Raw genomic sequence first — 12,489 nt, 5'->3', positions numbered from 1 at the left:
GTATGCTTGTAGCCTTTGCCAGTGGCGACGGAAAAACGATTGACTCACATTTTGCCTCCGCCCCTGCGTTTGAAATGTATAAGTTTACTGGGGATAAGCAAGGCATTATCCATACATCTCTTGCTGCGGAAGATATTGGTGAGTCCGTTGATAAAGTTGATGCCCGGATAAATTTGCTCAAAGAGTGCGCCATCGTCTATTGCACCCAGATTGGCGGTCCCGCGGCAGCACGTTTAGTTCAAAGTGGCATTCATCCTTTGAAAGTACCTGAAGGTACGCTTATCATCGATGAACTTAATAAACTGAACAAACTGCTGCTTTCCAAAAAAACTCCCGCCATGGTTAAAAAAGAAATTGGGTGACGTAGTGAGGAGGGAGGATGGAAAATGAGTGAAGGACTGATTTACAAAACATTTGGTGGATTACCTTGGACTCCTTTATTTGTTGAAGAGATTGACACTAGCAAGTGCCTTGGATGTGGGCGATGTGTGAAATTATGTGTGCAAAAGTGCTTAGGTCTGGAAAGTTTCGAGGATGATGAGGGGACAGAACGTCACATAGCAAAAATTGCCAATAAAGATCAATGTATCGGTTGCCAGTCTTGCGGCAGCATCTGCGTGCGTCACTGTTATACGTTTAAGGAAAAATCAGCATAAGGCGAGGTGCGAGGTGCGAAGTTCGAAACACGAGGTTCGAATGGATAAACGAATAAAATGAACGATTGGAGGGATTTAAGATGCATAAAGAATGTACGCAAGGAAATATGAATACTCCAAACCTGAATCTTGGCCATCCCTGTTTTTCGACAAAAGGGCATGGTAATACCGGACGGATACACTTGGCTGTAGCGCCCGGGTGTAACATTTCTTGTAATTATTGTGTGCGCAAATTCGATTGTGCCAATGAATCCCGTCCGGGAGTAACGAGTAAGGTGCAAACGGTAGAAGAGGCGCTTCAAACAGTGATGAAGGCTAAATCATCCTCAATTGGATCCAAACTAACCGTTGTAGGAATTGCGGGTCCTGGAGAACCTTTGGCAAACAGTGCAACGTTTGAAACCCTGAGAGGGGTAAAAAGGAACTTTCCAGAGATGATCCTTTGTTTAAGCAGCAATGGCCTACTGTTGCCAGAGAAAATGGATGAATTAGTGGATATTGGGGTCTCTCACGTTACAGTTACCCTTAATACCCTCGATGAGCAAGTTGGTGCCAAAATTTACAGTTACGTTCGCTGGGAAGGGAAAACTTTGATCGGTCCTGATGCGGCAAGGGTCTTGATTAACAATCAACTAGAGGGGATTGAGTTGGCTTCCAAGGCCGGAATGACGGTAAAGGTTAATACTGTGCTTATTCCTAATATCAACGACCAGCTTTTATATAGCTTGGGGTTAGAAATTAAAAAAAGGGGTGCACACATTCACAACATAATGCCTTTGATTCCCCAAGGAAAACTCGCTCATATCAAGGCTCCGACTAAAGAACTGCTAACAAATAGCCGTAGCAATATTGGCGGAATTCTTCCCCAAATGCAACACTGTCAACAATGCCGTGCAGATGCTATTGGCTTGGTCTAATGTTGGAAAAGGAGTTAGTTGAGATGGAGCAACGGGTTTTGTTATGTGATACAACCTTAAGAGATGGTGAGCAAGCTCCTGGTGTAGCATTTGGCTTACCAGAAAAGGAAATGATCGCTAGGGCTTTGGCGGAAGCAGGGATTGATGAGCTGGAAGTGGGAGTGCCTGCTATGGGTGAAGGAGAAATCAAAACAATTTCACAGTTGGCCGCTCTACATTTACCAGTTCGTCTCATTACTTGGAATCGCGCCGTTCTATCCGATCTCCAGGCTAGTTACCTAACAGGGATCGAGGGAGTTGCCATTTCTATTCCCACCTCGGACCAACAAATCAAGAACAAATTGAGAAAAGACCGTGCCTGGGTTCTTGATCAAATGGGACAATGTATCCTTAATGCTAAAAAAGAAGTTGGCTATATTGTTCTTGGTCTTGAAGATGCCAGTAGAGCAGATTCTACCTTTCTCGCAGAGGTATTAGCCGAGGCTCAGAAGTTAGGAGTTGACCGGATACGTTTTGCAGATACTCTGGGAATCCTTGAACCTCTTAAAGTTTTCTTTACTCTGCAAGACTTAGTGAAGATATCTGGTATCCCCTTGGAATTTCATGCCCATAATGATTTAGGAATGGCAACGGCTAATTCTCTCGCAGCGGTTCAAGCGGGCTTTAAAGCCTTAAGTGTAACGGTCGGAGGATTAGGCGAAAGGGCCGGTAATGCTCCGCTCGAAGAGGTAGCTGTTGCGCTCAAATATACTCTTAATCAGGAGGTGCGACTTGACTTGAAACGTTTAAATTCAATTGGCTTAATGGTAAGCTTGGCAACGAATCGTAAAATCCCTCGTGCAAAACCTATTATAGGTGGAGACGTTTTTACCCATACTTCCTCTATTCACATTGACGGAATTAAGAAAGATCTTGCGAACTATCAAACCTATCCACCCGAAAGTGTAGGAAGGAAGCATTCAACGTCCTTTGGCAAATACTCCGGTCGTAAGACGATTTTGCGGCTAATGAAAGCAAAAGGAATTGAATTTGATCAAGACAGGATCGATGAACTTATATTAAAAATATTACGTCAAACCCATCTGCTTAAAAGGCCCCTGGAGGAAGAAGATATCATGGGAATCGTGGTTAGCGCATGTTAGATCAAAAAAAGAAACGCCAAAAACCTTCTTTAAGCATTTGCTCTGCTTGTAAGAAGGTTTTTGGCGTTTAGGCTTGAAAATTATTTAGAACGTTCGTTACGGGTGGTAGGAGGGTGACAGGTCAGATGTTGAATTATTGTATTAGAAGGGCTAACTACCCTGACATTAGCTGTATGATTAGGCTGCTTAGAATTTTGTTTTCCATAGAAACTGATTTTGAAGTCGATGAGTCAACTCAACAAAGTGGTCTGGAAATGATGCTATGCAATTACACTGAACGGTGCATAATGGTAGCGGAGTTAAATCAGCAAATTGTAGGAATGTGCACGGCACAGATTTTGGTTTCCACTGCCGAGGGCGGAATGGTTGCATTAATCGAAGATTTGGTAGTCGAAGACGCCTATAGAGGGCAAGGCATAGGAAAAGCATTGTTATTATCCATTGAAAGTTGGGCGATTGCACGAGGCGTAAGGCGCTTACAATTATTAGCTGATCGGAACAACACACTGGCATTGGATTTCTACAAAAAGATGAATTGGAAGCATACCCAGCTAATATGTTTGCACAAAAAGTAGCTGGACTTGTGTGACACAGCGCTCGGTGTTACGACGCAGAGCAAACTAACCGTTCAAGCTCCCGGCTTTGGGGCGCGGGGTTCCCGCCAAATGCGCCCTCCTTGGCGCAGTTGGCAGCAGTGCACCTCCGCCGGCCATGGATGGCCAAGTGTCCCTGTAGCCAAGGATGGCGAGAAGGGACCTTGTGCACTGCCCCGTGTCTGGGGTCGGTCGCTTTAACGGAAGTTTGCTAAGCTGCTGACGGAAGCGAAGGGACGGTTCTCATGCTTCCCTGGTTTGGGTCGGAGAACGGGGACAAGGATCGTTTGGGGAGGACGGCACATTTCATGTGCACCGTCTGCGTGCAAGTGGGAGACGGTTCTTGACTTTAATACTGACTTGTGCGCGAGAAGAATCGTCCCTTCCTGCGTTCCAATATTTATATAAAAGGTAAACTATCAGGAAGCTAATTTCACGATTCTTGCGAAGTTCACTCTAAATCTGATATAATTACTGATTAGAATGTCATGTTTTCTAAGTTAACAGAATTAGTTATTCTTTGAATTACAGAAATGAGGGGGAAGACCTTGGCACAGGCTTCGCAACGTATCCGAAATTTTTCTATTATTGCGCATATCGATCACGGGAAATCAACATTAGCTGATCGACTGATCGAATATACCGGGGCCTTGAGCAAAAGAGAAATGGAAGAACAAGTGCTTGATTCCATGGATCTGGAGCGCGAGCGCGGGATTACCATTAAACTACAGGCTGTGCGATTAAGTTATAAGGCTAAAGACGGAGAAGTTTATGAACTGAACCTGATAGATACGCCGGGTCATGTGGACTTTACGTATGAAGTATCCCGTAGTTTAGCTGCTTGTGAAGGGGCATTGCTTGTTGTCGATGCGGTTCAAGGGATTGAGGCACAGACCTTGGCCAATGTTTATCTTGCATTGGAAAATAACCTTGAGATTATTCCAGTGATCAATAAAATAGATCTTCCCAGTGCGGAGCCAGAGCGTGTTCAGCAAGAAATTGAAGATGTGATTGGCTTGGATGCTAGTGAAGCTATTCTTGCTTCTGCTAAGTCGGGAATCGGAATTGAGGAGATTCTCGAAAGGATTGTGACGACGGTTCCGGCTCCAAAAGGAGAAGACCAAGCACCCTTAAAGGCGTTGATTTTCGACTCCAAATTTGATGCGTATAAAGGTGCCATTTCCTACGTCCGGATTGTAGAGGGAAGTGTTTCTAAAGGGACGAAGATGAAAATGATGTCCTCCGGAAAGGTCTTCGAAGTGACGGAAGTGGGCGTGTTTGCTCCGGCCATGAGTATTGTCGAGGAACTTAAAGCAGGTCAAGTTGGATTTATTGCTGCTAGTATTAAGAATGTTAAAGACACTCAGGTCGGGGATACGATCACGGATGCGGAAAGTCCTGCCGCTGAACCCCTCCCTGGGTACAGAAAGTCTACGCCGATGGTGTTTTGCGGACTTTACCCTGTCGAAGCTAGCGATTATAATCGGTTGCGCGATTCTTTAGAAAAACTCCACCTTAATGATGCAAGTTTAGTTTTTGAACCAGAAACCTCTGTTGCACTGGGGTTTGGTTATCGTTGCGGCTTCCTAGGATTACTCCACATGGAAATTATTCAGGAACGATTGGAACGGGAATATGACTTAAATTTGATTACCACAGCGCCGAGCGTAATTTATAAAGTTCACACTTTAAAGGGCGAAGTCAACGACATTGATAATCCTTCAAATCTTCCGCCCATTGATCAAATCGCTAGTATAGAAGAGCCGATGGTTAAGGCAACAATTCTGGTTCCTTCAGAGTATGTTGGGACGATTATGGAACTTAATCAGGAGAAGCGCGGAACATATTTTAACATGGACTATGTGTCTAAGAATCGGGTTAAATTGATCTATGAACTCCCCCTCAGTGAAATCGTCTTCGATTACTTCGATCAGTTGAAATCCCGGACTAAAGGGTATGCGTCTTTGGATTATGAACTTTCCGGTTATAAAGAAACGGATTTGGTCAAGATAGATGTGCTATTAAATGGAGAAATGGTGGATGCGCTTTCGTTCATCGTACATCGAGCTAAATCCTATAATCGGGGTAAAAAACTTGTGGAAAAACTTCAAGGAATTATTCCACGGCAAATGTTTGAGATCCCGATTCAGTCCGTGATTGGAAATAGAGTTATTGCCCGTGAGACCGTTCGGGCTATGCGGAAAGACGTTTTGTCCAAATGTTATGGGGGAGATATTTCCCGCAAACGCAAACTTCTCGAGAAGCAAAAAGCAGGGAAAAAGCGCATGAAGCAAGTAGGTAACGTGGAAATACCGCAGGATGCTTTTATGGCAGTATTGAAGATTGAGGATTAGGGGCACGATGATGGATAAAGGCATGATGTTGGACAGAGGCACAACGATGGACAGAGGCGCGATGCATCGTGCCCCCAAACGTATGCCTTCCTTATATATACACGTCCCCTTTTGTGTCAAGAAATGTGACTATTGTGCGTTTTATTCCCTACCCCTTATTAATTCACATCAGGATCCTATGGTCGGGTATTTTAAGGGCCTAGAACTTGAAATGGTGAAACGACAAAAAGATGCCCCTGAAGGGGTGTCTTCTCTTTTTATCGGGGGTGGAACACCGACGGCGTTAAGGGATAGTGACTTAGAATGCTTGTTGGAAATGATTCAGCGGTATTTTCGCTTGAACCCAGGGGCGGAGAACACAGTGGAAGGAAATCCCGGAACTCTGACAGCATCAAAATTGGATAGTTTGCGGCGCTACGGTATTAACCGTTTTTCTCTCGGGGTTCAGACCTTCGATGACAGGTTGTTAAGGGCTGTGGGACGAATGCATACCGCCAGTCAAGCCCGTGAAGCCATTGGGCGATTGAGAACGGCTGGATTTAATAATATAAATCTGGATTTGATGTTTGGACTTCCGGCACAAGATATGCGAGCCTGGCAGGCGTCCTTAGAGGAAGCCCTTTCTTACTCGCCTGAGCATTTGTCCCTCTATGGATTAATGCTCGAAGATGGCACCCCGCTCTATGCGCGGTATAGAGGTAAAGCTAAAGATAGGACGCAGGTTGATCTTCTACCAGATGACGATCTGCAAGCTGAGATGCATGATTGGGCTGTAGAGCGATTGAAACAAGCGGGGTATAGGCATTATGAAACTTCGAATTTTGCACGCCCAGGCTTTGAATGTCGGCATAATTTAGGGTATTGGCGGGGAGAGGATTATTTGGGGTTAGGACCGGGTGGGGTGTCTTGCTTAAACCGCGTGCGTTGGAAAAATTTCGAAGATGTGCGGGTATATCAAAACCGCCTGCAAAATTTGCAAGATCCTTTTGAGGAAGAGGGACTAGAGGTCTTGTCTCTACAGGAGTGTATGGCTGAGCGTATGATTTTGGGATTGCGCCTTGAGGAAGGCGTGAATCTTACCTCGTTTCGAAATGATTTTGGTCGGGATCTTAGGGATATTTATAGAGATGTTTTGGAACGCTATAACCATCGGGATGTATTTGTGATTCAGGGTGAATATCTTCGTTTGAATCCGACTTATTCGTTTATAGCAAACTCTATTTTACAAGAGTTTGTTTAGAGGGACTTGTGTGACACAGCGCTCGGTGTTACGACGCAGAGCAAACTAAGCGTTCAAGCTCCCGGCTATGGGGTGCGGGGTTCCCGCCAACTGCGCCCTTCTTGGCGCAGTTGGCGGCAGTGCACATCCGCTGGCCAAGGATGGCCGAATGTCCCTGTAGCCAAGGATGGCGAGAAGGGACCTTGTGCACTGCCCCGTGTCTGGGGTCGGTCGCTTTAACGGAAGTTTGCTAATCTGCTTCGTGTCACACTGCGTCCCGGTTTTGGGTCGGGGGACGGAGGGACGGAAGGACGGGAGATAGACGTTGGGGAGGACGGCAGATTTCATGTGCACCGTCTCAATGCAAGTTAAGTATAAGTCTGAGTTTTTTCAATAAAAACTCCTTAAATAATTTATCTGAAATGATTCTTGACAAAGCAAAAGTTGAGTGGTAATGTGAAGACATCAAATGTTAGCACTCATCGATAGAGAGTGCTAACAACAAGAAACCAAGGCTTAAAAGTAATTAAGGTTATCATTATCGCACAATGAAAATGAAGAAACATAGGAAAGGCGGTAAGCATAATGCAAATGGATGACCGCAAACGCAAAATACTTCGGGCGATTGTTCAGGATTATATTGCTACCGCTGAACCGATTGGTTCACGAACGATTGCCCGTAAATTTGATCTTGGCGTATCTTCTGCGACGATTCGCAATGAGATGGCTGATTTAGAGGATTTAGGGTTTATTGAGCAACCGTATACTTCCGCGGGGCGAATTCCTTCGGATGCAGGATATCGTTATTTTGTAGATTGTTTGATGGATCCTCAAGCTCTTAATGAAGAGGAAAAGGAAGCCATCGAACGAGAAAATACGAAAAGAATCCATGAAATTCAGGAAGTGATTTCTCATACGAGCAGATTATTGTCCGAACTTACGAACTTAACGAGTATTGTACTCGGTCCTCATAAAGGGAAAAGCACGTTTGGAAAAATGCATTTTCTGCCGTATCAACCGGGCCAAGTTATTATGGTGATTGTGAAGGAAAACGGTGCGGTGGAAAACCATATTATCGATGTTGGGGAGGATATCACGGCTGAAGAACTTCAACAGGTTGCTGGGGTATTTAACCAGAAAATGCGAGGGCATACTTTAGGTCAAGTCAAACGCAGCTTACTTCATGAAATCTATAGTGAACTTTCACGGCAGAGACATTTGATCGATAATACCTTGGATATGTTAAGCGCAATTTTGGACGACCATGAGGAAGAGGAACGCATCTATCTTGGCGGAACTCTCAATATGCTGAATCAACCTGAATTTCGGGATTTAAGTAAGGTTAAGACTTTGTTCAAAGTGTTTGAAGAAAATGACTCCATGAAAAAGCTACTCCATCCTCACCAAGAGGGGTTAAATGTCACGATCGGTGGAGAAAATACGTTGAAGGAATTTCAGGATTGTAGTGTGATTTCTGCGACCTACAAGGTCAACGGGCTAACGATCGGTGCTGTGGGAGTACTTGGCCCGACCCGTATGGATTATGCCAAAGCTATTGCGATTGTCGACTTTATGACCCGGAGTTTGACGGAAGTTTTGACGCGACGAAGGCGGTGACGTGGGGATAGTGTGATGTTGCTCTGCTCTCAACGGCGCTTAACGCTTGATTAAACGCGGTGACTGAGCCTTTTAGGTTCATTCAATATATATCATAAATTCATTGATGTACGAGAGGTGATTGTGAATGGCACGAATGGGAGAAGAAACTCTCAGAGGCCAAAAGCCAAGGATGGACAAGGATTACAGTAAGGTTCCAGAGAGTGACCCTGTAGAGTCGAACCTAGAAGAAGAAAGCTTGGATAATAAGGAAATGACACCAGAAGAAAAAAATTTGACTCTTGAAGCGGAGCTTGCTCAGGCCAAGGCAAAGGCAGAAGAGCATTACGATCATCTGCTACGCCTACAGGCTGAATTCGATAATTATCGAAAACGAACATTAAAGGAAAAAACAGAAATTATTAAATATGCGTCAGAACGCCTTGTGGGAGAGTTACTTCCCGTTTTGGACAATTTTGAACGAGCAGCTAGTGCAGCCCAAATCAATCCGGATTTTACATCCTTTTCCCAAGGAGTGGAGATGATTCTCCGACAACTGCAAACTGCACTTAGTAAGGAAGGTTTGAAGGCAATGGATGCTGTTGGGCAGCCTTTTGACCCCAACCTCCATGATGCGGTTTTGCGGGTAGATTCTGAAGAACATCCTGAGAATACAGTTGTTGAAGAACTGCAAAAAGGATATTTTCTGAAAGAGAAAGTTTTACGCCCTAGTATGGTTAAAGTATCGAACTAATTGTTATTTAAAGGAGGAAAATTATAATGGGTAAAATTATTGGTATTGACTTAGGTACAACAAATTCTTGCGTAGCAGTTATGGAAGGCGGGGAAGCGGTTGTAATCCCTAATGCAGAGGGAAACCGTACCACTCCATCAGTCGTTGGTTTTTCGAAAACTGGGGAGCGCCTAGTTGGACAGGTGGCCAAGCGTCAATCGGTTTCTAATCCGGATAAAACGGTGAGCTCCATTAAACGTCATATGGGTTCTGACTTCAAAGTGAAAATTGACGACAAGACTTATAGCCCGCAAGAAATCTCTGCTATGGTTCTTCAAAAACTTAAAACTGATGCTGAAGCTTATATCGGCCAAACGGTTACCCAAGCGGTTATTACAGTACCAGCCTATTTCACGGATGCCCAGCGTCAAGCCACGAAAGATGCTGGAGCTATTGCTGGTCTCGAAGTTTTGCGGATTATCAACGAGCCTACAGCCGCTGCGCTCGCTTACGGCCTTGACAAAGAAAAAGACCAAACTGTATTAGTCTTTGACTTAGGGGGCGGTACGTTCGACGTATCCGTTCTCGAACTAAGCCAAGGTATGGTAGAAGTGAAAGCCACGAGTGGGAATAATCACTTAGGCGGCGACGATTTTGACCAACGTCTCATCGACTATATGGTGGCGGAATACAAGAAAAGTCATGGCGCTGATCTCTCCAAAGACCGAGTTGCCCTCCAACGTTTGAAAGAAGCTGCTGAAAAAGCAAAGATCGAGCTTTCAGGGGTCACGAATTCAAATGTCAATCTCCCGTTCATCACTATGACGGAAGAAGGACCACAACATTTAGACATGAATATTTCTCGCGCCAAATTTGAAGAAGTTATTGGAGATCTCGTGGAATCGACACTTGGCCCCACACGTCAAGCAATTGAAGATGCGAAACTTTCTTGGAATCAAATTGATCAGGTCATTTTAGTGGGCGGATCTACCCGTATTCCATCTGTCGTAGAAGCTATTAAGAAATTAAGCGGAAAAGAACCCCACAAAGGGGTTAACCCGGATGAAGTGGTTGCCATGGGTGCAGCTATCCAAGGGGGTGTGCTCAGCGGAGAAGTAAAAGATATGATCTTGCTGGATGTTACCCCACTATCTTTAGGTATTGAAACCCTTGGTGGAGTGTTCACTCGAATTATTGAACGGAATTCAACGATTCCGACCACTAAATCACAAACCTTCTCAACGGCTGCGGATAACCAAACTTCTGTCGACATCCACGTGCTCCAAGGAGAACGTGAAATGGCAAGTTATAACAAGACCTTGGGACGATTCCAACTTACAGGTATTCCTCCAGCACCACGTGGAATTCCTCAAATCGAAGTGAAATTCGATATTGATGCTAACGGTATTGTCCACGTTTCAGCGAAAGATGTGGCTACTGGGAATGAACAAAAAGTGACGATTACTTCTTCTACAGGTCTTTCTAAAGATGACATTGAAAAAATGAAGCAAGACGCCGAAGCCCACGCCGAGGAAGACAAGAAACACCGAGAGCTGATTGATGCCAAAAACCAAGCGGATTCCTTGGCCTATCAAACGGAAAAGACCTTAAAGGACTTCGAAGGTAAGGGCGATGCTGCCGAAGTTGAGAGTGTCAAAAAAGCCATGGAAGATCTGAAGGCTGCGGCTACTACGGAAAATCTTGAGGATATTAATGCTAAGACCGAGGCTCTGAACAAGGTGCTTCATCCCTTTATCGAAAAAATGTATCAGCAACAAGCGGCTCAAGAACAGAACGCTGGGGCACAACCTGGTGCAGAAGGGGCCAAAAAGGACGACGATGTGGTGGATGCTGAGTTCACTGAGGTTGATAAGGACAAGTAAGAGATAGTGGTTTGAATGGTATGGTTTGGGTTAAGATAATTTGAGATAATAGTTTGGGGGTGCAAAGGTGGTAAAACCTTTGTGCCCGCATTTTTTGGGTTTTTCATACAGTAGTAAGCTACTGCCAGGAATTAGAATTCCTTTAATTTGGATATTCCCTTGTGCTTAATGGCGAAGGATCATATAATACTATAGAACTTTAGTCGTTATAACCGTCGGCTCGATTACGGACGGATACGGAAGGTCAGCAGGAGTGTGGAGGGAAAAAATGAAACGCGATTACTATGAGGTGCTCGGGGTTGAGCGGTCAACTGGTGAACAGGAGATAAAAAAGGCGTATCGGAAGTTGGCCCGTCAATACCACCCTGATGTAAACCCAGGGGATAAGGGAGCGGAAGAAAAGTTCAAGGAAGTTTCGGAAGCCTATGATGTTTTGAGCGATCCAGAGAAAAAGGCGCGTTATGACCAATTTGGACATGCAGGGGTAGATCCCAACCAAGGCGGTGGATTTGGTGATGCTGGGGGCTTCGGTGACATTTTTGATATGTTTTTTGGTGGAGGCGGCGGGCAACGGCGTGGTGGACCGCAACGGGGTTCTGATTTACGCTATGCTATGTCCTTAACCTTTGAAGAAGCAGTTTTTGGCGTTGAAAAAGAAATTCAGATTCCGCGAGACGAAACCTGTACGGATTGTCAGGGCTCTGGGGCAGCTCCTGGAACACACCCGACGACGTGTTCTCAATGTCAGGGCAGTGGGCAAGTTAAAGTGCTGCAACGCACACCTTTTGGACAAATTCAAACGGCTCGCACCTGTCCAACATGTCAAGGGGAAGGGCGCACGATCAGCAGTCCTTGCTCAACGTGCCATGGAAAAGGTAAAGTTCGCAAGGTCAAAACAATTAAGGTTAATATTCCCCAAGGTTCTGAGGATGGTTTAAACTTAAGGCTCAGTGGAGATGGCGAAGCTGGAGCTAAAGGGGGTCCTTCCGGAGACCTTTATATTGTGTTACAGGTCAAACGGCATAAGTTCTTTGAACGTGAGGGGAATGACGTTTATTGCGAGATTCCGATCACCTTCATCCAGGCAACCCTAGGTGCCGAAGTTGATGTTCCGACCTTAGATGGGGTGGTCAAGATGAAAGTTCCCGAAGGAACTCAAACGGCCACGATCTTTAGGCTTAAAGGGCACGGCGTACCGCATCGTCGAGGGAGTGGTCGAGGAGACCAGCATGTGCGGGTTATTTTGACAACGCCGACCAAACTAAACGAGAAACAGAAACAACTCTTGCGTGAATTTGGGGAAGCAACTCCTGACCATCAACAAATGGGTAAAAAATCACTGTTTGAAAAGTTCAAAGAAAATCTTCGCGATGCGATGGGGTAAAAGGAGTATAAA

The 12,489-nt window shown here is 45.0% G+C and carries 11 protein-coding genes and 1 pseudogene; all 12 read left to right on the top strand.

The genetic code is table 11. The features are described 5' to 3' along the window. The first annotated feature begins 2 nt into the window (after nt 1-2). The 12 genes and pseudogenes from DSOL_RS14730 (at nt 3) to dnaJ (ending at nt 12,477) form a co-directional block, all read left to right on the top strand. A pseudogene (locus tag DSOL_RS14730) lies at nt 3-390 on the top strand (NifB/NifX family molybdenum-iron cluster-binding protein). Then, nucleotides 387-656 carry a 4Fe-4S binding protein gene (locus tag DSOL_RS14725; protein WP_075365586.1) on the top strand — a complete coding sequence of 90 codons (270 nt, stop codon included), beginning with the start codon at nt 387-389 and terminating at the stop codon, nt 654-656. The pseudogene DSOL_RS14730 and the gene DSOL_RS14725 overlap by 4 nt, the downstream one beginning before the upstream one ends. Before the next feature lie 80 nt (nt 657-736). Further along, a complete protein-coding gene (locus DSOL_RS14720; protein WP_075365585.1) occupies nt 737-1,573 on the top strand; it encodes a radical SAM protein in 837 nt (278 codons plus the stop codon). Nucleotides 1,574-1,596: 23 nt separating this feature from the next. Further along, entirely contained in the window at nt 1,597-2,715 is a 1,119-nt protein-coding gene (locus DSOL_RS14715) for a homocitrate synthase/isopropylmalate synthase family protein (protein ID WP_075365584.1), read from the top strand. Between the two features lie 125 nt (nt 2,716-2,840). Beyond that, entirely contained in the window at nt 2,841-3,290 is a 450-nt protein-coding gene (locus DSOL_RS14710) for a GNAT family N-acetyltransferase (protein ID WP_075365583.1), read from the top strand. A gap of 566 nt (nt 3,291-3,856) precedes the next feature. Continuing rightward, nucleotides 3,857-5,662 (top strand): translation elongation factor 4, encoded by a 1,806-nt coding sequence (gene lepA, locus DSOL_RS14705; RefSeq protein ID WP_075365582.1) that lies wholly within the window; start codon nt 3,857-3,859, stop codon nt 5,660-5,662. Between the two features lie 82 nt (nt 5,663-5,744). Beyond that, the gene (hemW, locus tag DSOL_RS14700) at nt 5,745-6,902 is read left to right on the top strand and encodes a radical SAM family heme chaperone HemW (RefSeq protein WP_075365610.1); all 1,158 of its coding nucleotides are present in this window, start codon (nt 5,745-5,747) and stop codon (nt 6,900-6,902) included. A 6-nt stretch (nt 6,903-6,908) separates the two neighbouring features. Continuing rightward, entirely contained in the window at nt 6,909-7,121 is a 213-nt protein-coding gene (locus DSOL_RS27345; protein ID WP_139314484.1) for a hypothetical protein, read from the top strand. A 345-nt stretch (nt 7,122-7,466) separates the two neighbouring features. Further along, nucleotides 7,467-8,498: a heat-inducible transcriptional repressor HrcA gene (gene hrcA, locus DSOL_RS14695; RefSeq protein WP_075365581.1), complete on the top strand. Its 1,032-nt coding sequence runs from the start codon at nt 7,467-7,469 to the stop codon at nt 8,496-8,498. Nucleotides 8,499-8,625: 127 nt separating this feature from the next. Continuing rightward, nucleotides 8,626-9,231: a nucleotide exchange factor GrpE gene (grpE, locus tag DSOL_RS14690; RefSeq protein ID WP_075365580.1), complete on the top strand. Its 606-nt coding sequence runs from the start codon at nt 8,626-8,628 to the stop codon at nt 9,229-9,231. Between the two features lie 26 nt (nt 9,232-9,257). Next, nucleotides 9,258-11,093, top strand: coding sequence for a molecular chaperone DnaK (gene dnaK / locus DSOL_RS14685; protein ID WP_075365579.1), 1,836 nt, complete (start codon nt 9,258-9,260; stop codon nt 11,091-11,093). A gap of 268 nt (nt 11,094-11,361) precedes the next feature. Next, a complete protein-coding gene (gene dnaJ / locus DSOL_RS14680; protein ID WP_075365578.1) occupies nt 11,362-12,477 on the top strand; it encodes a molecular chaperone DnaJ in 1,116 nt (371 codons plus the stop codon). Nucleotides 12,478-12,489: the final 12 nt, after the last annotated feature.

It is taken from the genome of Desulfosporosinus metallidurans (assembly GCF_001936615.1).
GTDB classification, from domain to species: domain Bacteria; phylum Bacillota; class Desulfitobacteriia; order Desulfitobacteriales; family Desulfitobacteriaceae; genus Desulfosporosinus; species Desulfosporosinus metallidurans.
Note: the sequence above shows the minus strand (reverse complement) of the source record. Positions and strands in the feature narration are given on the sequence as shown.

What these genes read in the sequence shown, in the direction of transcription:
- DSOL_RS14725 (WP_075365586.1), top strand. Translation starts at nt 387, where the DNA reads ATGAGTGAAGGACTGATTTACAAAACATTTGGTGGATTACCTTGGACT.
- DSOL_RS14720 (WP_075365585.1), top strand. Translation starts at nt 737, where the DNA reads ATGCATAAAGAATGTACGCAAGGAAATATGAATACTCCAAACCTGAAT.
- DSOL_RS14715 (WP_075365584.1), top strand. Translation starts at nt 1,597, where the DNA reads ATGGAGCAACGGGTTTTGTTATGTGATACAACCTTAAGAGATGGTGAG.
- DSOL_RS14710 (WP_075365583.1), top strand. Translation starts at nt 2,841, where the DNA reads ATGTTGAATTATTGTATTAGAAGGGCTAACTACCCTGACATTAGCTGT.
- hemW (WP_075365610.1), top strand. Translation starts at nt 5,745, where the DNA reads ATGCCTTCCTTATATATACACGTCCCCTTTTGTGTCAAGAAATGTGAC.
- hrcA (WP_075365581.1), top strand. Translation starts at nt 7,467, where the DNA reads ATGCAAATGGATGACCGCAAACGCAAAATACTTCGGGCGATTGTTCAG.
- grpE (WP_075365580.1), top strand. Translation starts at nt 8,626, where the DNA reads ATGGCACGAATGGGAGAAGAAACTCTCAGAGGCCAAAAGCCAAGGATG.
- dnaK (WP_075365579.1), top strand. Translation starts at nt 9,258, where the DNA reads ATGGGTAAAATTATTGGTATTGACTTAGGTACAACAAATTCTTGCGTA.
- dnaJ (WP_075365578.1), top strand. Translation starts at nt 11,362, where the DNA reads ATGAAACGCGATTACTATGAGGTGCTCGGGGTTGAGCGGTCAACTGGT.